Origin of the sequence: Rhizobium sp. BK650 (assembly GCF_014195325.1) — a bacterium.
Lineage (GTDB): Bacteria > Pseudomonadota > Alphaproteobacteria > Rhizobiales > Rhizobiaceae > Rhizobium.
Genome location: NZ_JACIBK010000009.1, coordinates 43,193 through 67,041, shown reverse-complemented (window position 1 = coordinate 67,041; position 23,849 = coordinate 43,193). Strand labels below are relative to the sequence as shown.

Annotated in this window: 20 protein-coding genes and 1 pseudogene; 6 read left to right on the top strand and 15 right to left on the bottom strand. The window is 59.8% G+C overall.

The features are described 5' to 3' along the window. Positions 1-2: 2 nt before the first annotated feature. The 5 genes from FHX15_RS21055 to FHX15_RS21035 all read right to left on the bottom strand — a co-directional run bounded on the left by FHX15_RS21055 (position 3) and on the right by FHX15_RS21035 (position 5,068). Positions 3-788 carry a ThuA domain-containing protein gene (locus FHX15_RS21055; RefSeq protein WP_184400307.1) on the bottom strand — a complete coding sequence of 262 codons (786 nt, stop codon included), beginning with the start codon at positions 786-788 and terminating at the stop codon, positions 3-5. A gap of 75 nt (positions 789-863) precedes the next feature. Next, on the bottom strand, positions 864-1,892 hold the full coding sequence (locus FHX15_RS21050; protein ID WP_184400306.1) for an ABC transporter ATP-binding protein: 1,029 nt from the start codon (positions 1,890-1,892) through the stop codon (positions 864-866). 12 nt (positions 1,893-1,904) lie between these two features. Further along, positions 1,905-2,735 carry a carbohydrate ABC transporter permease gene (locus tag FHX15_RS21045; RefSeq protein ID WP_184400305.1) on the bottom strand — a complete coding sequence of 277 codons (831 nt, stop codon included), beginning with the start codon at positions 2,733-2,735 and terminating at the stop codon, positions 1,905-1,907. After that, positions 2,735-3,721, bottom strand: a complete 987-nt coding sequence (locus FHX15_RS21040; RefSeq protein WP_184400304.1) for a carbohydrate ABC transporter permease — start codon at positions 3,719-3,721, stop codon at positions 2,735-2,737. The genes FHX15_RS21045 and FHX15_RS21040 overlap by 1 nt, the downstream gene beginning before the upstream one ends. An 81-nt stretch (positions 3,722-3,802) precedes the next feature. Next, complete coding sequence (locus tag FHX15_RS21035) at positions 3,803-5,068, bottom strand: ABC transporter substrate-binding protein (protein WP_184400303.1); 1,266 nt, start codon at positions 5,066-5,068, stop codon at positions 3,803-3,805. A gap of 297 nt (positions 5,069-5,365) precedes the next feature. Between FHX15_RS21035 and FHX15_RS21030 the strand changes: the two genes are divergently transcribed. Together FHX15_RS21030 and gfa are read left to right on the top strand one after the other, a co-directional pair. Next, complete coding sequence (locus FHX15_RS21030; RefSeq protein WP_184400302.1) at positions 5,366-6,391, top strand: substrate-binding domain-containing protein; 1,026 nt, start codon at positions 5,366-5,368, stop codon at positions 6,389-6,391. A 199-nt stretch (positions 6,392-6,590) separates the two neighbouring features. Further along, on the top strand, positions 6,591-7,163 hold the full coding sequence (gfa, locus tag FHX15_RS21025) for an S-(hydroxymethyl)glutathione synthase (RefSeq protein ID WP_184400301.1): 573 nt from the start codon (positions 6,591-6,593) through the stop codon (positions 7,161-7,163). Between the two features lie 146 nt (positions 7,164-7,309). On the opposite strand, the gene FHX15_RS21020 is transcribed toward gfa, so the two are convergent. Continuing rightward, complete coding sequence (locus tag FHX15_RS21020; RefSeq protein WP_184400300.1) at positions 7,310-7,957, bottom strand: TetR/AcrR family transcriptional regulator; 648 nt, start codon at positions 7,955-7,957, stop codon at positions 7,310-7,312. A 136-nt stretch (positions 7,958-8,093) separates the two neighbouring features. On the opposite strand from FHX15_RS21020, the gene FHX15_RS21015 reads away from it, so the two are divergent. After that, positions 8,094-9,305 carry an HlyD family secretion protein gene (locus FHX15_RS21015; protein WP_184400299.1) on the top strand — a complete coding sequence of 404 codons (1,212 nt, stop codon included), beginning with the start codon at positions 8,094-8,096 and terminating at the stop codon, positions 9,303-9,305. A gap of 24 nt (positions 9,306-9,329) precedes the next feature. Further along, positions 9,330-10,913: a DHA2 family efflux MFS transporter permease subunit gene (locus FHX15_RS21010; protein WP_184400298.1), complete on the top strand. Its 1,584-nt coding sequence runs from the start codon at positions 9,330-9,332 to the stop codon at positions 10,911-10,913. A 140-nt stretch (positions 10,914-11,053) separates the two neighbouring features. On the opposite strand, the pseudogene FHX15_RS21005 reads toward FHX15_RS21010, so the two are convergent. From FHX15_RS21005 to FHX15_RS20980, 6 genes and pseudogenes are all read right to left on the bottom strand, one after another. Further along, positions 11,054-12,118, bottom strand: a pseudogene (locus tag FHX15_RS21005) (LLM class flavin-dependent oxidoreductase); the annotation flags it as partial. A gap of 88 nt (positions 12,119-12,206) precedes the next feature. After that, positions 12,207-13,583, bottom strand: a complete 1,377-nt coding sequence (locus FHX15_RS21000) for an LLM class flavin-dependent oxidoreductase (RefSeq protein ID WP_184400297.1) — start codon at positions 13,581-13,583, stop codon at positions 12,207-12,209. Between the two features lie 20 nt (positions 13,584-13,603). Then, positions 13,604-14,344, bottom strand: a complete 741-nt coding sequence (locus tag FHX15_RS20995; RefSeq protein ID WP_184400296.1) for an ABC transporter ATP-binding protein — start codon at positions 14,342-14,344, stop codon at positions 13,604-13,606. Continuing rightward, positions 14,320-15,198 (bottom strand): ABC transporter permease, encoded by an 879-nt coding sequence (locus tag FHX15_RS20990; RefSeq protein WP_184400295.1) that lies wholly within the window; start codon positions 15,196-15,198, stop codon positions 14,320-14,322. Before FHX15_RS20990 ends, FHX15_RS20995 begins: the two co-directional genes overlap by 25 nt. A 37-nt stretch (positions 15,199-15,235) precedes the next feature. Beyond that, complete coding sequence (locus tag FHX15_RS20985; protein WP_184400294.1) at positions 15,236-16,261, bottom strand: ABC transporter substrate-binding protein; 1,026 nt, start codon at positions 16,259-16,261, stop codon at positions 15,236-15,238. 338 nt (positions 16,262-16,599) lie between these two features. Next, complete coding sequence (locus FHX15_RS20980; protein ID WP_184400293.1) at positions 16,600-17,499, bottom strand: LysR substrate-binding domain-containing protein; 900 nt, start codon at positions 17,497-17,499, stop codon at positions 16,600-16,602. 144 nt (positions 17,500-17,643) lie between these two features. Here FHX15_RS20980 and FHX15_RS20975 point away from each other — a divergent pair, with 144 nt between their 5' ends. After that, positions 17,644-18,501, top strand: a complete 858-nt coding sequence (locus tag FHX15_RS20975; protein WP_184400292.1) for an urea carboxylase-associated family protein — start codon at positions 17,644-17,646, stop codon at positions 18,499-18,501. Positions 18,502-18,536: 35 nt separating this feature from the next. Here the strand turns inward: FHX15_RS20975 and FHX15_RS20970 are convergent, their stop codons facing one another. Beyond that, positions 18,537-19,802 carry a glycerate kinase gene (locus tag FHX15_RS20970; protein ID WP_184400291.1) on the bottom strand — a complete coding sequence of 422 codons (1,266 nt, stop codon included), beginning with the start codon at positions 19,800-19,802 and terminating at the stop codon, positions 18,537-18,539. 173 nt (positions 19,803-19,975) lie between these two features. On the opposite strand from FHX15_RS20970, the gene FHX15_RS20965 reads away from it, so the two are divergent. After that, positions 19,976-21,265 carry an MFS transporter gene (locus FHX15_RS20965; RefSeq protein ID WP_184400290.1) on the top strand — a complete coding sequence of 430 codons (1,290 nt, stop codon included), beginning with the start codon at positions 19,976-19,978 and terminating at the stop codon, positions 21,263-21,265. 202 nt (positions 21,266-21,467) lie between these two features. Here FHX15_RS20965 and FHX15_RS20960 read toward each other — a convergent pair whose 3' ends face one another. Continuing rightward, a complete protein-coding gene (locus tag FHX15_RS20960; RefSeq protein ID WP_184400289.1) occupies positions 21,468-21,770 on the bottom strand; it encodes a hypothetical protein in 303 nt (100 codons plus the stop codon). A gap of 163 nt (positions 21,771-21,933) precedes the next feature. Then, on the bottom strand, positions 21,934-23,829 hold the full coding sequence (locus tag FHX15_RS20955; RefSeq protein WP_184400288.1) for an ABC transporter ATP-binding protein: 1,896 nt from the start codon (positions 23,827-23,829) through the stop codon (positions 21,934-21,936). Between the last annotated feature and the right edge of the window lie 20 nt (positions 23,830-23,849).

Genomic DNA, 23,849 nt, shown 5'->3' with positions numbered 1-23,849 from the left:
CCTCAGCGGTAACCGGCTTCGCCGGCTTGATGCAGTCTCGGGCCGCGCTCGACGATCGGCTCCAGTGCTTTTTCTACCGGCACATTTGGCGCATCGGTGATGCTCTTTAATGCACCCGCGGGGTTATAGGCCCACTTGACGCCGTTGATCAGCACTTTCTGCACGTTTGCATCGTGATAGGTCGGATAGGTTTCGTGGCCGGGGCGGAAATAGAAGATGTTGCCGGCACCGCGCCGCCAGGTCAGGCCCGAGCGGAAGACTTCGCCGCCCTGGAACCAGGAGATGAACACCGTCTCCAGCGGTTCCGGCACGGAGAACTGCTCGCCATACATTTCCTCGTTTTCCAGCTCGAAATGCTCGCCGAGACCGGCAGCGATCGGATGGCGCTGATTGATCGTCCACAGACGCTCGCGCTCGCCTGCCTCACGCCACTTGAGCGCGCAAGGCGTGCCCATCAGCCGCTTGAAGATCTTCGAGAAATGGCCGGAATGCAGCACGAGGAGGCCCATGCCTTCCCACACCCGCTTGGCGACACGCTCGACGACAACGTCGGAAACCGCGCCATGGTCCTTGTGGCCCCACCAGGTCAGGACGTCGGTTTCGGCAAGCCGGGCCTCGGTGAGGCCGTGCTCCGGCTCCTGCAACGTGGCGGTCGTTGCCGAAATCGCCGGATCGGTATTCAGCGCCCTGGCGATGGTCGTGTGCATGCCCTCGGGATAGATGCCCCGGACGATCTCGTTGGTGGTCTCATGGATGTTTTCACCCCAGACGACGGTGCAAATAGACAAGTTTCTGCTCCTTCACAGCGAATAGCGGACCGGAACCGGCGGGAAACGGCCTGATCCTGTTGATGTGGTTGATGGTCAGGCTGCGCCCTTGAAGGGAACCCTTTCGAGGGCGCGTCCGGATTGGTCGAAACGATGAATGCGACCCCTGGCGGGCGACACGCCCAATTGCCGGCCGGGCTGGTGAGCGGACACGCCACTTTCCCGCACGACGAGAGGTTCGCCTGAGCCGAGGTCGAGATAGACGAAAGTGTCCGAGCCAAGGATCTCGGAATGGATAACGGTCCCAGTCCAAGCCGGTTCCTGATCTGCGAATTCGATATGTTCTGCTCTCACCCCGATGGTGTGGGCATTATAGGGAGCAGCAAAGGCTCCAGAGAGGAAATTCATCTTCGGAGAGCCGATGAAGCCGGCGACAAAGATCGAGTTCGGGGTTTCGTAAAGCTCGATCGGGGTTCCGACCTGTTCGACAACGCCGTCGCGCAACACGCAGATGCGGTCGGCCAATGTCATCGCCTCGACCTGGTCGTGGGTGACATAAATCATCGTCGTATCGTGCATGCTGCGATGAAGCTTGGCGATCTCCAGCCGTGTCGCAACGCGCAGGGCGGCATCCAGATTCGACAATGGCTCGTCGAACAGGAAGACCCGCGGATCGCGAACGATGGCGCGGCCGATCGCCACGCGCTGGCGCTGGCCGCCTGAAAGCTGGCGCGGCAGGCGCTCCAGATAGGGCGAGAGCTGTAGCATGCCAGCTGCTTGCTCGACGCGGGCCTTGCATTCTTCTCTGGTCCGACCGGACAGCTTCATGCCGAAGGCCATGTTCTCGAAAACTGTCATGTGCGGATAGAGCGCATAGGACTGGAAGACCATCGCGATGCCGCGCTTCGACGGGGAAAGACGATTGACCGGCTGGCCATCAAAGGAAAGCGTGCCGGACGTAATGTCCTCCAATCCGCAAACCAGTCGCAGCAAGGTGGATTTGCCGCAGCCGGAGGGGCCGACGAAGACCATGAACTCGCCCTTGCGAATGTCCATGGTGACGCCCTTGATCACGTCGAATGCACCGAAGCTCTTGCGGATATTATCGAGTCTAATCTGTGCCATATCGCGCTTCCTTCAGCCTTTGACGCCGCCGGCCGTCAGACCGGAAATGATGCGGCGTTGGAAAATAAGAACAAGGATGACGACGGGTACGGTGACGATGACCGATGCCGCCATGATATTGCCCCAGGGAATTTCGAACTGACTGCCGCCTGACAAAAGGGCGATTGCGACAGGCACCGTTCGTTGGGCGTCCGATGATGTGAAGGTTAGGGCGAAAAGGAACTCATTCCAGGCCGTGATGAAGGCAAGCAGGCCCGTGGTGACCAATGCCGGCCACATCAGCGGCATGAACACTTGCGTGATGATAACCCAGGCAGATGCGCCATCGACGATGGCTGCTTCCTCGATCTCGATCGGCAGATCGCGCATGAATGTCGTCAGCACCCAGACCGTGAAGGGCAGCGTGAAGATCATGTAGGAAAAGATCAGCGCGAAGGGCGTATTGAAGATGCCGATCCAGCGAATGAGTTCGAAAAGCCCTGCCAGCACGGCAATCTGCGGAAACATCGAGACGGACAGGATGGTCAGCATCAAGAGCGCGCGACCGCGGAAATGCACACGGGCAAGTGCGTAGGACGCAGTCACCGCAAGCAGCAAGGAGGCGGCGACCACGAGGCAGGCAATGAACAGCGAATTGCCGAGGCTGCGAATGAAGCTGCCGGTCGTCAACACGCCGGTATAGTTCTCCAGCGAGATCGAGCTCGGCCAGTAGGTGACCTCGAAAAGGGCGGTGCCCGCTTTGAAGCTCGTCAGGATCGCGTAGTAGAACGGGAAGACCGCGACAATGACGATGACGGCAACCAGCAGATAGAAAAGGGTGTTCTTGGTGGCGGTGAGCAACATCAGTGTTCGTGCCCCCCGAGCCTGACGCGGCCGAGCCAGATATAGAGCACGGTGACCGACGCGATGATCAGAAAGAGAACTGTGGAGGCGGTAGCGCCATAGGCGAACTTGTCGAAATCGAAGAGATTCTCCCGCGCCATGACCGACATGGTCTTTGTCTGGGCGTTGTTGGGCGTCAGCACGTAGATCAGGTCGAAGATGCGCATGGCATCGAGCATGCGGAAAATGACCGCGACCATGATTGCCGGACGCACCAGCGGCAGCGTCAGGCGCCAGAATACCCTGACCGGATTGATGCCGTCGATTTTTGCCGCTTCGTAAATATCGGCTGGGACCATCTGCAGAGCAGCGAGGATCAACAGCGCCATGAAGGGCGTCGTCTTCCAGACGTCGACGATCAACACGGCAATCAAGGCGGTCTGGGGATCTGCCGTCCACGCGATCTTGTGGCTGATCAGCCCGACGCCGAGAAGGATATCATTGAGGATGCCGAACTGATCGTTGAGCATCCATGCCCACATCTTGGCCGAGACAATCGTCGGGATCGCCCAGGGAATAAGGATGGCGGCGCGAACGATGCCGCGACCGACGAATTGAGCATTCAATACAAGCGCTACGATCAACCCAAGTACGGTTTCGATGGTGACGGACAGCAGGGTGAACTTGGCTGTGTTCCAGACCGCAGCCCACCAGGCGGGATCGGCGAGCAATCCCTTATAGACCGTGCGTCCGCTCTTCAGGGTGATCCAGGACAGATAATTGTCGAAGCCGACGAACCTTGCGTCGCTAAGGCTCGTCAGCGATGCGTTGGTGAAGCTGAAGTAGATTGTGCGAAACAGCGGCCAGCCGGCAACGATCGCAAGGATGAACAGGGTCGGAGCCAAAAACACCCATGCAGACCGGACGCGTTCATAGCGCAAATCCGATGAGGTACTTTTGCCGCGTGCGGCCGCCCTCGGGTTTTGGGAGATTGCAACGTCACTCATGGAATACCCGCATCATAGGACGATCGACGGAAGTGGTTAGGCCGACCGCGGCGGAACGAACCGTGCGGTCGGCCCAATCGGTCACCAGGAATCGCCCTTGAGCGTGGTCAGATCGGCCTCGAGAAGCTCGAGGTTCTCTTCGGCAGTGCCGTTGCCTGAGAGCGTGTTGTGCACTGCGGTCCAGAACTTTGCGGAAACCTCATTGTACTTGACCTTCGCGACGGCCGACGGACGAGGTACGGCGTTTTCAAAGATCGGCTTCCAATTCGGCATAAACGGCTGGGCGGCGGCAATATCCTTGTCGTCGTAAAGCGCAGACCGGGTCGGCAGATTCGAAAGCTCTATGGCGCGTTGCTTCTGGCTTTCCTTCGACGTCAGGAACTTGACCAGCGCGATTGCCGCGTCGGGGTTCTTCGAATATTTCGAGACGGCGAGGTTCCATCCGCCAAGCGTCGAAGACGGCTTGTCGCCCGCTGCAGCAACGGGGAGGGTCGTGACGTCGAACTTGCCCTTGACGGGGCTGTCGGCGCCATTGCCGAGTGCGTAGGCATAAGGCCAGTTGCGCATGAACACGGCGTTGCCGGTCTGCCAGACACCGCGCGATTCTTCTTCCTGATAGGCTAGCACGCCGCTTGGCGAAATCGTGCCGACCCAGCCCTTGGCGCGATTGAGCGCTCCCGCAGCCTTCTCGTTGTTGATGGAAATCGTACCGTCCGTCTCGACGATCTGGCCGCCGCCCGAAGACTTAACCCATTCGAGTGCGTCGCAGGTCAGGCCCTCATAGGCGTTGGCCTGGAAAACATAGCCCCACATATCCTTCTGGCCTGCGGCGCGTTCCTTTTCCTGAATCTCCTTGGAGGTTGCCTCCATCTCGTCCCAGGTCTTCGGCGGCTGCTTGCCGTATTTCTCGAGCAGATCCTTTCGATAGAAGAGCGCCGGTGCGTCCGTGTAAAGCGGCACTGCAACCAAACGGCCGTTCACGGTCTGCGATGCCACGATCGCCGGGAAAAAGTCAGCGATGACATCCTTGGTGGCATCCTTCAGGTCGACGAACTGGTCGGCCAACTGCGGAGCCCAAATGACGTCCGTCTGGTAGACGTCGACATCCGTGTTGCCGGCCGCGAGCCAGAGCCGATACTGCGAAAACTGCTCCGTGGATGAGGACGGCATAGTGACGATCTTCACCTTGTTGCCCGTCTCCTTCTCGAATGCGTCAAGCTGCTTGCGGAACAGATCAAGGTTCTTGCCGGTGGAACTCGCCGAAACGCTGATCTCGGCGGCATAGGACGGCAATGCCGCGCCAATGAGCGCAGCCGCGACGGCGACTGCTGTGAAACGAAACTTCATTTTCTCCTCCCAAGAGCCAAATTGAAATCGATTTGGTTAGGAAAAACTGTCAGAAGGGGGATATCCTGTCAAGGGATGGCTTGGGTTGGGACTATCGCTTGTGGGAAACTGAAAAATACTGTTCAAAATCAATGGGAAATCACGGATGGCCTGATTTCTAAGATCGTGCCGGTTTTCATTTCAGAGGAACAAAATTGAAATCGATTTGAAAAAGTATATCTGCGGCATGAAATGTGGAGTTTGGGGTGCCGATGGTATAAATCCCGGCAACGCAGGCAATGAAAGTCATTTCGGTCGATGAAGCTCAAAGACTTCGCAAAACAACTTGGATTGTCTAAAACGACCGTCAGTCGTGCGCTCAGCGGCTATCCCGAAGTAAGCGAAGTGACGCGCGCCCGCGTGGTCGAGGAGGCGGTACGGCTTGGTTATCGGCCGAACGTCAATGCTGTGAGGCTGAAGACCGGCCGGGTTGGCGCCATTGGCGTTGTCATGGGGCGTGCCGGCGAGTTCCATTTCGCGGAATTCATGGCCGGCATGGCGGAGCGTCTTGTCACGGAAGATACCGACATTCTGGTCATTCCGATGGCTGATCCGGAATATGATGCCGAGATGCAACTTTACAAGCGGCTGGCTGAAAGCCAGCGCGTCGATGCGATCATCATGCACTCGCCTCGCCCCAATGACCAGCGCATCGCGCTGCTGCATGAACTGGGATTGCCGTTTCTCGTTCATGGCCGTTCCGACATCGACGTGCCTCACCCCTGGCTCGATATCGATAATGAGGGGGCTGTGCGCCGTGCGACATCGCATCTGATCGATCTTGGCCATACCAGGATTGCAATGATCAACGGCCGCCAGGGGGCGACATATGCGCTGCATCGCGACATCGGCTATCGCGGAGCGCTACAGAGCCATGGAATTGAGATCGATCCGCAGCTCATTGCCAATGGCAATTTCACCGACGAGATCGGTTTCCGTTTTGCACGGTCATTTCTCGAACAGCCGAAGCCGCCAACCGCATTTGTCGCAGGCTCCATGATGACGGCACTCGGCATCTACCGAGCCGCCCGTTCGCTCGGTCTTCAGATCGGGACCGATGTCTCGGTTATTGCGCACGACGATGTCTTTCCCTATTTGACAGCCGATAACATGGTGCCGTCACTGACGGCGACGCGCTCGTCGATGCGCGCAGCCGGTACGCGATGCGCCGATCTCGTGCTGCAGCTCTTAGCCGGGCGTTCGCCGTTGGAAATTCATGAGCTATGGCCGGTCGAGCTCATTCTGCGCGAGTCCACAGGTCCGGTGCGGACGGATCAGACGTGAGCGAAGGACGCTCGTAGAGTCTTCTAAACAGCAGGTGGCACCGGAGCCAAGCCGGTTCGACTCTCTTCAAGGCGAGAAGTATATTGCGAGGCAGATAACGGCGCCGCGTTTGAGAGACTATTGCCTCGCTGCGGCGCCCCGATGCATGGGGCTTGGCCGCGGCATCCCGCTTCGGCCCAGGAAGGGAAGGAGACAAAGCATGACCAATGTAGCGATCCACCCGATTGTGGATTCGGGATACCGGGCGACCGATGCATCATTCGCCGGCGGCACACTTATATGCAACTGCGCCAGCAATCCGGTAAAAGTCCGCGTCAAGGGCGATATTGCCCATAACCATGCCTGCGGCTGCACGAAATGCTGGAAGCCGAAGGGGGCAGTCTTTTCTGTGGTTGCCGTGGCGCCGACAGACAACATCGAGGTTCTGGAGAATGGAAACAAGCTGGCGGTCGTGGATGCCTCCGCACTGATCCAGCGCCACGCCTGCAGGGATTGCGGGGTCCACATGTATGGGCCTGTCGAACGCGAGCATGCCTTTCAGGGTCTTTCCTTCGTCCATCCCGAACGGTTCCAGGGAAAAGGCTGGTCAGCGCCCGGCTTTGCCGCCTTCGTATCGTCCATTATCGAAAACGGATACGACCCTGGAAAAATGAGTGCCGTACGCTCGCGTCTCAGGGAAGTTGGGCTTGAGCCCTACGATTGCCTTTCGCCGGGCCTGATGGATTTTATCGCCACCTGGACGGCGAAAAAGGCGGGGGTTCTGGCGGCCTGATATTGCGCGAACTCGGGTGCCGCCGCCACTATCGCGGCGGTACTCCTCCATGACGTTGGGATCTTGTGATATCCGGCGGGCAATTCAGTATTAATGATCGGCAGACCATCGGTCCATGCCCTCGTCTGGATCTGCCTCCCGCCGCCCTAAGCGGCACATCCCTTCAAAAAGATATCCGCGCACATTCTCGCCCTTGCGGCGATCTCTTCGATATTGGGCGGCGGCAGCTGACGCAGTATGGCGGCGCGTTGAGGTTCCATGATCATCATGCCACGCAGCATGCCGCAGGCGGCGTGCGGGTCTTCGAGCTTGATCAGTCCGTGTTCCACCTGACGACGTAGCCAGCTTTCCATCGATGTGTTTGTTCTGACGATTGCCTTCTCGTAGAAGGAATTGGCGATTTCGGGAAAGCGGTCACATTCGCCGATTACGAGGCGGCTGACGGTAATCGTGTCCTGAGAAAGCGTCAGCATACCATAGGCCGTCAGCATGCGCTCCAGTCCCTGGCGGAGCTCAGCCGTCGCCAGTGTGTCAGGGTCGAGCGCCAGCAGGAAACGCCCGGTTCGCTCCGAGACCATCTCGGAAAACAGATCCGCCTTTGTCGGAAACAGACGATAGAGGGTCTTTGTCGAAACGCCGGCTTCCTGTGCGATGGCGGCGATACTTGCTGCTGCGTAGCCATTCTCGTGAAACTGCTTGTTGGCGGCCTCGATGATCACGCTGCGTGTGTCCTCGTCGCAGCGCACCTGCGGCCGGCCACGCGGTCTCTTCTCGATTTCGTGATTTTGGACCATAGATATTTTCCAAATTCCAGTTGACATCCCTTTTTTAGTGCATATTTTGGAAAACATCAAGTTTCCTAAATTGGACTTGCGTCACATTTCAAGGCCGCGGCCGAGACGACAGCGACCTTTCACAAGGAGAGAGTTAATGTCCGTCACGAAGTTGCACGCCCTGAACAATAATGCCGCCGCGGTCGAGGCATCGACCGTCGAAACGACAACCGAAGCCACGCCCGCAGAGCTCGATGCCGGCAAAACGCTGCGTGTCACCGAACCGGCAGTCGCTGCTCCGGCCGCAGAAGCACCGGCCCGCAAGCGCGGCGGTCGTTCTCTGCTGCTTGGTGCAGCCACCATCGCCATTATCGCAGCTGGTGCCTATTATGGGCACAATTATTGGACGGTCGGCCGTTTTGAAGTCTCGACCGATGACGCTTATGTCAAGGCGGACAGCACCACGGTCGCTCCGAAGGTCTCGGGCTACCTTGCCGAGGTTCTCGTCAGCGATAATGAAGCGGTAAAGGCTGGCCAGCCGCTCGCGCGCATCGATGACCGCGATTTCCGTACCGCGCTCGATCAGGCGAAAGCCGATGTTGCCGCGGCCGAAGCGACCGTCAATGCCAAGCAGGCTTCGCTCGCTATTCAGCAATCGACGATAGCCGCCGCCCGGGCCACACTCGATGTCGACAAGGCCAACGAGACCTTCGCCGAGCAAAACAGCAAGCGTTACAGCAATCTAGCCACCAGCGGCTATGCACCGGTCCAGACCGCGCAGCAGGCCGCTTCGGCAATCGCTGCCGCTCAGGCAACGATCGCGCGCGACACGGCGGCACTCGAAGCCGCAACGAAGCAGGTCGATCTCCTGAATGCCGAGCTTGCCCAGGCCCGTGCGACACTTGCCCATGACCAGGCCGTTGCCCATCAGGCCGAGCTCAACCTCTCCTATGCGACGATCGTCGCGCCCGTCGATGGTACGGTCGGCAATCGCACGCTGCGCGTCGGCCAATATGTCCAGGCAGGCACGCAGTTGATGGCGGTGGTTCCGACAACGGCGGCTTATATCGTCGCCAACTACAAGGAAACGCAGCTGACCGACGTTCATGCTGGCCAGCCGGTCGATATCGAGGTCGATATGTTCCCGGGGCGCACCTATCATGGCCATGTCGATAGCCTTGCTCCGGCAAGCGGTCAGGAATTCGCCCTGTTGCCGCCTGACAACGCCACCGGCAACTTTACCAAGGTCGTCCAGCGCATTCCGGTCAAGATCGTCCTCGATGGCAATGCCGCCGAAAAGGATGATCTGCGTCCCGGCATGTCCGTCCAGCCAAGCATCGACACCAAAGCCGATGCCGGCAGCCTCTAAGCGGCGAGGGCAGGAGATCGTGTCATGTCCAGTATCGCAGCAACATCGGGCGCCATCCCGCAGCCCCGCGCCAGCGCGAAAGAATGGATCGCCGTTCTCGCCGGTATGATCGGCGCCTTCATGGCGATCCTCAATATCCAGATCACCAATGCTTCGCTTCTCGATATCGAGGGCGGCATCGGGACGGGCGTCGACAACGGCGCCTGGATTTCCACATCATACCTGATCGGCGAGATCGTCGTCATTCCGCTGACGGCCTATTTCAGCAACGTCTTCTCGTTCCGCCGTTACATCCTCGTCAATTCCATCCTCTTCCCACTCTTTTCGATGGCCTGTGCCTTTGCCCACGATCTCGGAACGATGATTCTGCTGCGCGGGCTGCAGGGCTTTGCCGGCGGCGTTTTGATCCCGATGGCCTTCACCATGGTGCTGACCAAGCTGCCGAAGGGCCAGCAGCCGCTCGGCCTTGCCATCTTCGCCCTGTCGGTCACCTTCGCTCCGGCCATCGGCCCGACGATCGGCGGTTACCTGACGGAAAACTACGGATGGCAGACGATATTCTTCATCAACACGATCCCGAGCCTCATCATGGCGGCAGCTCTTGCCCTGACGCTCGACAAGCAGCCGATGCAGCTTCACCTCTTGAAGGAGGGCGATTGGGCCGGCATCATCACCATGGCGATCGGGCTTTCGGCGCTGCAGACCGTGTTGGAAGAAGGCAATAAGGACGACTGGTTCTCCTCGCCCTTCATCGTCAAGCTCAGCATCGTCGCCTTCGTCTTCCTTGCCGCTTTCATCTGGATCGAGCTGGCGGTGAAGAAGCCGCTGGTGAAGCTGCAGCTGCTGACGCAGCGCAATTTCGGCATCGGCGTGCTGGTCAATGTGCTGGTGGGTGTCGCACTCTTCGGCACGGTCTATATCCTGCCGCAATACCTTGGCCAGGTGCAGCGCTATAATGCCGAGCAGATCGGCAATGTGCTTGCCTGGACTGGCCTGCCGCAGTTGTTGCTCATCCCGCTCGTGCCTGTTTTGATGAAGCGCTTCGACGCCCGGTATATCGGCTTCCTCGGTATCTCGATCTTTGCGATCAGCTGCTTCATGAACATCACGCTTTCGGCCAACAATGCCGGCGACCAGTTCTGGATCCCGAATATCGTGCGCGCCATCGGCCAGGCGCTGGTGCTGACGCCGATCACGGCCATCACCACGGCTGGCATTGCACCGGCCGACGCTGCCGCCGCCTCGGGGCTGACCAATATGCTGCGCAATCTCGGCGGTGCGGTCGGCACCGCTTCGCTCGGCACGATCCTGACGAAGCGCGAGCAGTTCCATTCGAACATCATCGGCCAGTCGATTACGCTGAGCCGCGATGAAGTCCGCGACCGCTTGACGCAGCTGTCAGGCTATTTCACGCAGCACGGTATCATCGATCCGGCTGTCGCATCACAGAAGGCGATCGTCGCGCTCGGTCAGATCGTCAAGCGACAGGCGCTGATCATGGGTTTCAGCGATACGTTTGCTGTCATCGGCGTCGTGCTTGCTCTGGCGGCAATTGCTCTGCTTTTCACCAAGAAGCCGCAGGCAGGCGGAGGTGCGGGCGCCCATTGAGGCGCCCATCTGAAACTGCCAGCTCCATAACCTGCTGCAGCCAACACCCGGTCGCAGACGACCGGGTGTTTTTATGCGCGCGCCTGGGCGACACCGGTTCTACGCCTGTCCTGAAGACCAGCAGCGGACGGCGCCGAACCCTTCAGCAAAGGCAGCAACTGGCTGCCCTGCCGCTTGATTTCGGAGAGATAGGGTGTGTCGGAGAGCACGAAATGGCTAATGCCGAGCGCCTGGTATTTCTGCAGCGAGCTGGCGACATCCTCGGCCGAACCCACGAGCCAGGTCGTGCCGGCGCCACCGCCGCCGAATTTACCGGGTGTGGTGTAAAGATTGTCGTCGAGTACCTCGCCGCGCTGATGAAGGTCGAGCAGGCGCTGCTGGCCGACGGCGACTGCCCGCTGGTGATCGTGCCAGCCGGCGCCGCTATTCTTTGCCATTTCGGCCACTTTCGCCTCGGCGTCGGCCCAGGCTTCTTCGGCGGTGTCGCGCACCAACGTCGTAATCCTCAGCCCGAACTGAAGCGGCGGCAGATCGCGGTCGAGATCGCGACTGAGCCTCTTCAGGCGCTCGATCCGCTCCCGGACGCCGTCGAGCGGTTCACCCCAGAAGAGCTGAACATCGGCTTCAGTGGCGGAGACGCGCTCGGCCGCTTCCGATGCGCCGCCGAAATAAAGCTTCGGATGCTGACGATCGCCGCGGATCTGGATACGGGGGACGACCGTGGATTCGTTGACCCCGAAATGCTCGCCGGAATAGGTGACGTTCTCTTCGGTCCATAGCCTGCGCACCAGTCGCATGAATTCCTTGGTACGGGCGTAGCGGTGCGCCTGGTCGCCCTCGCTGTCGCCATAGGCGGCAAGATTGTCCTTGCCGGAGACGACGTTGACGCGCACGCGTCCGCCAGTGAGGTGATCGAGCGAGGCAGCTGCCGAGGCGAAATTCGCTGGTCGCCAGTAGCCGGGACGGATTGCTATCAGCGGTTCGAAGGTTGTTGTGCGCGCCGCAAGCGCAGTGGCGAGCGTGAAGGTATCCGGACGGCCCCAGCCGGTGCCGATAAGTGCGCCCTTCCAGCCGTATTCTTCCAACGCCTTCGCATGGGCGGTTAGCGTTTCCAGGCTGTTATGGTCTTCGACCGCGGAATCGCCGCGGTGGCCAGGTTTGACGGCATTGGGAATATACCAGAGGAATTCCGGGTCGTTGCTCATGCGATGCGCCTGCTACTCTTTTGGGTACGAAGGATGGGTGACCGGGGGCATTCCCATGCCCAGTCTTCTGCATATTCGAGGTGAGGGACTATCCCGCTGCCCGGGCTGCTTCGCCCTGCCGGGCTCTGAGTGCGAGTGCATTTGCTGGACGCCGCAGCCCGAGATTCTCGCGTAGCGTCGCGCCTTCGTACTCTTGGCGGAAAAGACCGCGCTTGCGCAGGATCGGCACGACCTGATCAACGAAATCCATCAGTCCCGTCGGCAGGATTGGCGGCATGATGTTGAAGGCATCCGCCGCACCGTTGTCGAACCATTCCTGCATCGCGTCCGCCACCTGTTCCGGCGTGCCGACGACTGTGCGATGTCCGCGGGCGGTTGCGACCGCCAGGTAGAATTCGCGCAATGTCATATTGTTGCGCGAGACAAGGTCGGTGACCAGTTTGAGCCGGCTTTTGTTGAGCTCGGTATTGTCAGGCAGCGGCGGGGCCGGATCGTCGAGCGAATAGCCGGAGAGATCGACGCCTTTATAGTGGCGAGACAGTATGTTCCAGGCGACCGAGGGGTGAACTAGCGACTGGATATAGTCGTAATTCGCCTTGGCCTCGGCTTCGGTCCCGCCAAGAACTGGGAAAATTCCGGGACTGATCAGCAGTTCATCGGGGCTGCGCCCATAGCGCCCAAGCCGCCCCTTTACGTCCAAATAGAATTCTTGGGCGTCTTCAAGCGTCTGGTTGGCGGTAAAGATCATCTCGGCAGTACGTGCCGCAAGCTCGCGTCCGGGCTCGGATGCACCGGCCTGGACGATGACCGGATAGCCCTGCACCGGACGACCGACATTCAAGGGGCCGCTGACGGAGAAGAATTGGCCATTGTGATCGATCTGATGCACCTTGTCCGGATCGAGATAGACGCCGCTTTCCTTGTCACGGATGAAGGCGTCGTCCTCATAGGAATCCCACAGGCCCTTCACCAGATCGACGAATTCCTCGGCTCGGGCATAACGGTCGGCATGGGCCGGATGGCCGGGGATCGAAAAATTCTTGGAGACATCGGCGCCCGTGGTGACGACGTTCCAGGCCGCGCGCCCCTTGGAAATATAGTCGAGCGAGGCGAATTTGCGGGCAAGCAGATACGGATCTTCGTAGGTGGTGGAGGCGGTCGCGACAAAGCCGATATGGCTTGTCACCTGCGAAAGCGCCGCCCACAGGGTGACCGGCTCGAAATGGGCGCCCTGCGCGGTGCGGCGCAACGCTTCGGGGTCTTTCGCCCGCTCCCATCCGGCAGGGCTGTCGGCAACGAAGACCAGATCGAATTTGCCTCGCTCGGCGGTCTGCGCGAGATGACGATAGTGATCGATATTAAGGCCCGCATCGGCTTGGGCATCAGGGTGGCGCCAGGCGGCGACATGATGGCCCGTTGCCATGATGAATGCGCCAAGCCGCATCTGTCTTTTCTGACTGGTCATAGCAATAATCTCCGTTGAGGTCAGGCGGCGCGGCGGCCCGGGACATTTACCCCGAGCCGGTTCAAAAGTTGGGTCCGGATTTCTGAGAAATGCGGATCGCTGTGATCGCGCGGTGCCGCCAGGTCGATGCGCAGATCCTCGACGAAATGGCCCTCGTGGAGCACGAGGATTCGGTCGGCGAGCGAAATCGCCTCGTCGACATCATGGGTGACGAGGAGGACGGCCGGCCGGTGTCTGGCGCAGAGATCGCGCAAGAGATCGTGCATCTTCAGCCGGGTCAACGCATCGAGCGCGCCGAAGGGCTCGTCTGCCAGAAGCAGGGCCGGCTCGCGCACGAGCGAGCGGGCAAGCGCCACCCTCTGCTGCTCGCCGCCGGAAAGCTGGTTCGGCCATGCCGTTTCCCGGCCTTCGAGACCCACTTCCGCGAGGGCCTTCCTGCCGGCTTCCTGCCCGGCATCGTAGGGCAGGCCGAGCGTGACATTCTGGATCACCGTACGCCAGGGCAGCAGCCGGGCATCCTGAAACACCACTGAAAGTCTTTTCGGCGTTTCCAGGAGGCCAGTTCCCTCGACCTCGTGGTCGAGGCCGGCCAGCGCGCGCAGGAAGGTGCTTTTGCCCGAGCCGCTTTTCCCAAGCAGGGCGACAAACTCGCCCTCTTCGATGTCCAGATCGACGCCATCGAGGACCGTCTTCGCCGCGAAGCTGCGCACGAGGTTCACGACATGAACGGTAGGTTTCAGTTGGCCAGAGTGCGACGCCATGTAAGGGCCCTCCGTTCGATGAGCCGGACGATGCCGTCCGAGACAAGGCCGAGAAGCACGTAGACGACGAGGCCGACGAGGATAACGTCGGTCTGGCCATAGGTGCGGGCGAGATCGATCATGTAGCCGAGACCGCTGGTGGAATTGATCTGTTCGACCACGACGAGCGACACCCAGCAGAGGGTCACGGCAAAGCGCAAGCCGAGAAGGAAGCCGGGCAGGGCGCCGGGCAGCACGACCTGAAAGATGAAATCCTTCTGGCTCATGCGCAGCGTCTCTGCGAGCTCGACATAGCGGCTGTCGATGCTGCGCAGTGCGTTATGCGTGTGGATATAGATCGGGATGATGACGGCAAGCACGATGGTCGTGACCTTCATGCTTTCGCCAATCCCGAACCACAGGATGAAAAGCGGGATCAGCGCCAGCGTCGGAATGGCACGCTTGATCTGGATCGGCCCGTCGATCAGCGCCTCGCCTATACGAGACAGGCCGGCGATGATTGCAAGAGCGGTGCCGATGACGAGACCGATGCTGAGGCCTAGCAGTGCGCGGGTCGCAGACGTCAGGAAATTATCCTGCAGGCGACCCTCGGTGATCAACCTTCCGAAGGTCTCGACGACCGTCCAGGGGGCGGAGAGAATGCGCGGATCGATCCATCCGAGTGCCGATCCGGCAATCCATGCCAGTACCAGTAGAGCCGGGCCAATCTGCAGTCCGAAAGGTATCTCGCGTCCCGGGCCGAGCCTGCGGCGGGTGCGGGAGGCCGCGGGTTTTGCCACTGCTGCTGCGCCAGCCCTTTCGCGCGTCGATATCCGTGATGTCTTGACGCTACCTGCATCCCAGGTGGTTGCCATGCTTGCGACTCCTCTCTTCGTTGTGGAACATGTCCGATCACTGGCTTGCTGTCAGAGCGCCGGCAGCGATTTTCTCGAAGCGGTTGTCGAAGATCTGTTCGACGTCGAAAGGCTTGTAGCCAAGTTCGCCGGCCAGGAGGTTGATGGTTTCCTGATGGCGCTTCTTCACGTCTGCCCAGTTATCCGGGACCACTTGAGTGCCCGAGAGCTTGGTGAGAAAGTCGGCATCCTCTCGGCTCAGGCCCTGCTGACCGATGTAATATTCCTTTATCCAGATGTCGGGATTCTGGTCGACCCATGCGGTGGCGCGTGCCCAGAGGCGGACATATTCGGCAAGTGCAGCTGCCTTTGCCGGATCGTCTAGCACCCATTGCGGTGCATAGAGATGAGTGGGGTCGTCACGAAGTCCGTGCTCGATCAGGCTTGCACCATCGGAGCCGTACTGGGTGATATAGCGACGGATATTGACGCCGCCGAGCGGCGCGATATCGACCTGTTTGCTCGCGAGCGCCTTCGGGTAGACATCGCCGGTGCTCGGCAGCTCGACCAGCGTGGCGTCTTTCTTCGTCAGGCCCGCAGCATGAAGCGCGCGGAGCACGAGTGTACCCTGGGCCTGGCCGGGACTGAAGGCGATGCGTTTGCCGCGAAAATCCGCAAGCGACTTGACGTCGACACCAGGCGCAATGCCGAAACGGTAGATTGGATTGGCAATCGGGTCTTTCCGTTCCCGATAGGCGATGTTGCGGACAGGCAGGTTGTTCCAGGTTGCAAAGATCGAGGGTATCTCGGCCACAGAGCCGACATCAAGCGCGTGCGCGCGGAAGGCTTCGGAGGTCTGTGGACCACCGCTGAGATTTGCCCATTTGACCTCGAAGGTGAGTTCCTTAATAAGGCCGGAGACCTCGAGAGCCTTCTGCGTCACGGGATCACCGATTGTCAGAACCGTTCCTGGTGGCACCTTGTCGAGCAGCGGCGCATTCGTCTCCGCCGCTGCCACGTTGCCGAACATGCCAAGGGAGATGAGGCTGAGCACAGCCGTTGCCAATGTTTTCGCCAATGTCATCGTTGATGTTTCCCGTCTGAGGTTGCAATGTCAGGAAGCGATGACGGGAAGGGTGTCCAATTCTCTATTAAATCTATAGACTATTTATTTCTTTCGTTTGCGTGTTCATGAAAAATCGTACCAATCGGGCATGCTGGCAGGCGCGCGCGTTGCTTGTCGAACTCCGGGTCGCCTGGATAAGCGAGACGCCGCCGCTCTGGCTGTTCGCCTCGGCGTCAGCATCGCCATCGCCGTCGCAGACGGAGCGGATGGCGAGCGTTCGTACAGGAGGCTGACCGGGCGCTCCATCGTACCAAAGATGACGATGGCAACCTGGCGCATAACACCGCGGGATTTGCCTATTCCGGCGCGGGCCGGGCTCTGATCGACCCGTCGGCGCCCGGCCCTGTCGTAAGCAGCCAATCGCGAAGCGTTCTTGCCTCGCGCGAGAGGCCCTTTGCCTCGATGAGCCAGTAGCCCTTGTCGCTATCTGACGCCTTTTCGAAAAGGGAAATGAGCAAACCTGCCGCGATCTCGTCTGCGATCAGCGCGGTCGGGCAAAGGCCGACACCCTGGCCGCTGATCAAGGAGCCGATCATGAGATTGAAGTCGGCAAAAACAGGTCCAGCCTTCGGTGGGGAATGGATGCCAACGGCTGACAACCAGCGCGCCCAGGCATCGGTCGTCTCGTCGTGCAGGATGTCGCAGGCAAGCAGATCGGCGGGTTTATCAAACGGGCCATGATGGGCGAGGAATTCCGCCGAACAAGTTGGTCTGGTTTCGGCACTCAGGAGCTTGATGGCGCCGGCGCTCGGCCTGATGCCATGGCAGATCAGCAAATCCGCACCCGCCGCTTCCGGCGTCTTGGCGTCGAGCGCGTAGACGATGTTGATCCTGATATCCGGATAGGCGGCTCGCAATCTCGACAGCTGTGGGATGAGCCATCGCACTGCCATGGAAGGAATGCATGCGACGCTGACCGGGCGGCTATTTGCCTCCAGCCGCAATTGTCCGGCGGCGACTTCGATATGTGCCAGTGCATGTGTGACGACTGCGCCGAACTCCCTGCCGGCGGCAGTCAGCGTCACGCCGCGGCTATGGCGCAGAAATAAGGGAATGCGGAGCCAATTCTCCATTGCCTTGACATGCTGGCTTATGCCGGCGGGCTGCAGGTTCAGATCGGCAGCCGCCCTGACAAAGCTTTCATGGCGCGCGGCGGCTTCGAATGCCCGCAGTGATGCGAGGGGAAGGTTTCTCATAGCAGGATGACTAAGCAAAACTTAGCCAAAGGGCAAGGATCGTCTCGGTTGCCCAATGGCACAGCCTTGCTAAGAGTGCTCGGCGATTAATTTGTGTCACCGGGCGCAACACCCGGAGGCCGCCAGCACAGCGGAAATATCAGGATGTCGAAGCAATCGATCGTGCCAGTTCCTTCTGACGCAGCGAAGCGACGGTCAGCACCGCCCGTGGTCGTCTATCCTGTCGAGACGCTGCCATCCGCCGATCTCGGCCTCCTCAAGGCCGCCCGCCAGACGCTGACGAAGGTCAGTGAGGTGATCGTGCCGCCGCGCGAGGCGGGCAGCTTTCAGGTTCCGCAGGGGCATTTCTTCCGTATCGTCAGCATTGACGGACCGCAGGTCGGTGACCTCAACCTGTGGAACGCTGCTGATCTTACCGAACGGTTTTTCAGCGGCAAGACGCGGGCATTGCATGCGACCCATGTCGGTGTCGGCGATCGTCTCTGGAGTACGCTGCCCTACCTGCGCCCCATGGCGACCATCACCTATGACAGCCTTGGCTGGTATGGATGGGACGATGATGGAGCCGGTGTTCATGACGTCATCGGCACCCGCTGCGATCCCTATACCAATCGATTGCTGAAGGGCAGCGACTATCATCACTGCTGCCATTCGAACCTGACGCGGGCGCTTGCTGCCGAGACAGGCATGCCGCTCCAGCAGGCCGAAATGCACGTGCATGATGTCCTCAACGTTTTCATGTGCACCGGCTTCACCAGGGACACGCACCAGTATTTTATGAAGGCAAGCCCTGTGCGGCCGGGAGACTTCATCGAGTTCTTTGCAGAGATCGATCTTCTGGGCGCCTTGTCGGCATGCCCGGGTGGCGATTGTGGCACAGGCCATTCAAGCGATGCGGCCGCCTGCTATCCCTTGAAGGTCGAAATATGGAAGCCGGATCCCGCGGCGCTCGCCAACTGGACGCCGCCGAAGCCAAATGCATATCCGAGGACGCATCGATAATCGGCAGGTCTCGCAACTCCTTCATAGAGGAGTAGTTAGACAATCAGGATTGCCCTGAAATCGTTGACGTTGGTGCCGGTCGGGCCGGTTTCGAAGAGGTCGCCGATGGCCTTGAAGCCGGAGTAGCTGTCATTGGTGTCCAGCAGATAGCGGGGGCCAAAGCCTGCGGCGCGCAGCCGCTTGACTGTGCTGCCGTCGGTAAAGGCGCCGGCATTGTTTTCCGAGCCGTCGATGCCATCAGTGTCGGCTGCAAGCACGTGAATGCTGTCATAGCCGTCGATCGCCAACGCCACGGCTAATGCGAATTCGCTGTTGCGCCCGCCTTTGCCGCCCTTGACCCGCAAGCTCACCGTTGTTTCGCCGCCGGAGAGGATGACGACGGGCTTGCTGAACGGCCGGTCGCGTCCGGCGACTTCCCGGGCAATTGCCGCATGCACCAGTGCCACATCGCGCGATTCCCCTTCGATGGAATCCGACAGGATCGCCGCTGCAATGCCTTGCGCGCGGGCGAACTCGGCAGCAGCTTCGAGCGATACGCTGGCCGAGGCGATGATGTGACGTTCGTGACGGGCAAAGACCGGGTCGTCCGGCCGCGGCGCATCGGCCTTTGGGGAGTTCAGATGATCGATGGCCGCCTGCGGCAGCTTGAGACTGTATTGCTGGATGATCTGGAGCGCGTCATGCCGGGTTGAGCTGTCGGGAACGGTCGGACCCGAGGCGACATGGGCCGGGTTGTCGCCCGGAATATCGGAGACGATCAGGCTGACGACACGGGCTTTGGTCGCAGCGGCCAGTCGCCCGCCCTTGATGGTGGAAAGATGCTTGCGCACGACGTTCATGGCCGAGATCGGCGCGCCGGAGGCGAGCAGCAATTCGTTGACCAGGATTTCGTCCTCTAGTGTCAGGCCTTGGGGCGGGGAAGGCAGCAGTGCCGAGCCGCCGCCGCAGATCAGGGCTATGACGAGATCGTCCTCGCCCAGGCCTTCGACCGCTTCCATCAGTCGCCTGGAGGCGGCCAGGCCGGCTGCATCCGGAACAGGGTGGGCGGCTTCGATAATCTCGATGTGTCGTGTTTCGCAGCCATAGCCGTAGCGCGTGACGACCACGCCTTCGAGCTGCCCTTTCCATACGCTTTCCAGCGCCCGCGCCATCTGCGCAGCACCCTTGCCGGCGCCGACCACGACCGTCTTGCCTTTTGGTTTTTTCGGTAAATGCGCAGTGATGCCGGTCAGCGGATCGGCGGCGCGCACGGTTGCGGAAAACAGGCTGGCCAAGAAATCGCGGGAGGAAAACAGGGTCATATTGATCTCTCTGGAGATACGGCAGGAAGGGTGACTTCCGCTCTTTTAGGCATGACCGTCGAGATATCGCTTGTCAATGTAAGGGCGGCGCCTATCCGTTCGCCATGATTGATAATTGCCCCGACGCGGCTATCTATCAAAGGCAAAAGCAACAATCATTTGGAGAAATTGCAATGGTCAACGAACAGCAGTTGATCTCGAAGATCACCTGGCGGCTCATGCCATTCCTCGGAATCCTTTATCTCATTGCCTATATCGATCGCCAGAACGTCAGTTATGCCAAGCTGCAGATGGTCGATGCGCTCGGCATGAGCGAATATGCCTACGGACTTGGCGCCTCGCTTTTCTTTATCGGCTATTTCCTCTTCGAAGTGCCGAGCAACCTGTTCCTCGACAAATTCGGTGCGCGTGTCTGGTTCGCGCGCATCCTTGTCTCCTGGGGCATCGTTACGATCCTGCTCTCCTATACGCAGAACGCGACGATGTTCTACATCCTGCGCTTCCTGCTCGGCGTTTGCGAAGCTGGCTTTTTCCCGGGGGTCCTTTACCTTTTGACGCTCTGGTTCCCGGTGGATTACCGCGGCCGCATGGTGGGGCTCTTCATGATCTTCAGTGCGCTTGCCAATGCCGTTGGTGCGCCGGTTGGCGGCATGCTGCTCGACCTTGATGGCTTCCTTGGCCATGCCGGCTGGCAATGGGTTTTCCTGGCAACGGGCATTCCGGCCGTCGTCGCGGGCATCGTCACCTTCTTCTATCTCAACGGCCGGCCTGAAGATGCGGATTTCCTCAGTGACGAGGAGAAGAGCTGGCTCGAAAATCGGCTAGCATCCGAAAATTCGGGCATGGACCATAATGCCGAAAACGGCTTCAAGGCGCTGATCGATCCGCGCGTCCTGTTGATGGCGCTTTGCTACATTGCCTTCCCGCTGGCCGCCTATGGTCTCAGCTATTGGCTGCCGACTATCGTCAAGGCTTTCGGCGTCAGCAATACCGTAAACGGTTTCCTCAACATCATACCGTGGATGCTGGTGGCGATCGCGCTGTGGGCTGTCCCGGCTGCCGCAGACAAGGTGAAGGCGAAGACACCCTATATCGTCATTCCGGCCTTCATCGGTGCTGCCTGCCTGCTGCTCTCGGCGCTCGTCCCCAACAACACGCTGCAGTTCATCTTCCTCTGCATTGCCGCAGCCGGTATCTTTGCGCCGCAACCGGTTTTCTGGAGCCTGCCATCCCGCTTCCTGAAGGGTGCCGGCGCTGCAGCGGGTCTCGCCGCCATCAATTCCGTTGGCAATCTCGGCGGCTTCATCGCCCAGAACGTCGTGCCCTGGATCAAGGACGAGACGGGAAGCACGATTGCGCCGATGTTCTTTCTGGCTGCCTGCCTCGCTGCCGGTGCGTTGCTCGTCTTCGTCGTCGCCACTGTGATGAGCCGCAAGCACGATGCCGTGCCGCGCGGTGCGTGACGGACCCTGTGCAGGCGAATGATAGCGCAAGATTATTGGCATGGCCGAATGAGCCACGAGCAATATCGGCAGTTTTCGTCGGTATCGGGAGAGCATCGCCGGGATCGTCGATATCATCACGGCTGAGGGAGCAAAAAGTAGCGGCGATGACCACGAGGTCAGCGCCGCTTCAATGATTACCGGTAGCGGGTGTCTCGGGGCGTTAGTCGCAGACCCGCACAGTTTCGGTATGATAGCCGCCGTCGTAACGGTTGCCGACGTCACGATCTTCATACCAGCATCTTGGCCGCGGCGCTGGCTCGTAATAGCGAGGACCCTCGACATAGCGAGGACCGTTATTGGCAAGCGCACCACCGATCAGACCGCCAACGACACCTGCAGCAACACCACCGGCAATGATGCGGCCGGTATTGTTGTGATGGTGATGATCGCGAGCGGAAGCAGGCTGAATAGCCGAGCCCGCAAGGGCCGTCGCGATCAACAGACTGCTAACAATTCTCTTCATGACATTCTCCTTAGTCTCAGATCGCCCCTATCGAACATAAAATGCTCCACGGCGGCGTTTGTTCGTTCAAATCTTGCACCATTTGAGGCAAGGCGGTCAGGAAACGGTGCACAGCGCTTCAATTTATGTTTTGCACTGAAACGCGCGATCGCAACTGCGGGCATCAAGTGGCCGACTCCGTCACCGTTTCTTCCAGCACATCCTCCGGAATATCGTCGAAGGAAGCGTAGTTGAGGTTATAGAGTTTCGAGTAAAGTTTGCCGTTTTTCATGAGCTGTTGGTGATTACCGCTTTCGACGATCTCGCCATTCTGCAGCACGATGATACGATCGGCTTCCCGGATCGTCGCCAGCCGATGGGCAATGACGAGACCGGTACGGTTTTCCAACAGCTTGACGAGCGCCTTCTGGATCAGCATTTCAGTATAGCTGTCGATATTGGCCGTCGCCTCGTCGAGCACGAGGATTTTGGCGTCGGCCACCAATGCGCGAGCAAAGGAAAGAAGCTGGCGCTGGCCGAGCGATAGGTTGCCTCCGCGCTCGCCGAGCACGCTGTCATAGCCCTGGGGCAGGCGCATGATGAAGTCATGCGCGCCGACGGCCTTGGCAGCCTCGATCACCTGCTCACGGGTGGCTTCGGTCTTGTGATAGCGGATGTTTTCAAAAACCGTGCCCGTAAAGAGGAAGGGTTCCTGCAGCACCATGGCGATCTGCTGACCGAGAGAATCCTGTGTCAGTTCGCGCACGTCATGGCCGCCGACCACGACCTGTCCCTCCTGCACCTCATAGAAGCGGTGGATCAGCGACATGCAGCTTGACTTGCCCGAACCGGTTGGGCCGACGAGGGCGACCGTCTCGCCGGGATTGACCCTGAAGCTCACATGCTTGAGCACCGGGTGTTTGGGATTATAGCCGAAGACGACATCGCGGAATTCCACAGAGCCGTCCATGTCAGGCGACAGCACCTTCGCATCGGGTGCGTCCTTAATTTCGATCGGCACGTCGAGCACGTCGGTCAGCCGCTGGCCCGAGGCCATGGCGCGCTGCATGACCGAATACTGCAAGGTTAGGGAACGGATCGGGTCGAAGAAGCGCTGGATATAGAAGAGAAAGGCGACGAGCACACCGACGTCGAGTGCCTGGTTCAACACGCGCGCACCGCCGACGACGATGACGAGCGCCATGGCGATACCGGTCAGCGTATCGACGATCGGCACCATGATCTGCGCGTAGCGGGCTGCCGTCAGATGCGTCAGCAGGTTGGCATGCGCCTTGTCGTCGTAGAGCGTGAAGTTGACCTCCTGCCGATCCATACTTTGGACGGCGCGCACGCCATGGATCGCTTCGGCCAGAGCGCCGTTCGCCACCGAATTCGTCTCATGCGCCGCCATGAAGGACTTGCGGGCGAGCGGCAGCCAGAACAAGCGCACGACGAAGAGTACCGGCAGCACCGACAGCGTCAGCAGGCCGAGCTTAAAGTCGAGATAAAGCATCACGAAGACGATGCCGAAGAGCAGGAAGATATCGCCGACCGAAAGTACGCAGGTTTCGAGGAATTCCTGCATCGAGTTGACGTCGCCCTGCAGGCGCGACATCAGCCTGCCGACCTCGGTCTTGTCCATGAAGGAGAGCGACACGCGCTGGAGGTGGGAGAACATCGCCTTGCGGATATCGAAGAGCACGTTCTCCGCCACGCCGCCGACCAGCGTTTCCTGAAAATAGCTGGCCCCGTAGTTGACGAGGATGGCGATCAGGAAGGCGATGATCGAGAAAGTCAGCGCCGAGCCATTGTCGCCTTGCTGCATGCCGTGGTCGATCGCATAGCGGATGATCAGCGGAATGAGGAGTTGCATGCCGGTGAAGACGAGCACTGACATCACCGACAGGATGACATCGCGCCTATAGGGATGGACGAAGGCCCAGATGCGCTTGACGATGTTGGAATCGAACACCTTCCCGAAGATTTCCTCTTCGACGCGTTGCGATCCCACGACCGCCCTTGGCGGACGTCTGCCATCCTCGCGAACGTCCGGACGTTCGGTTTCCAGTTCCTCGGCCATGTCGTTTCCTCCTGCGCCGG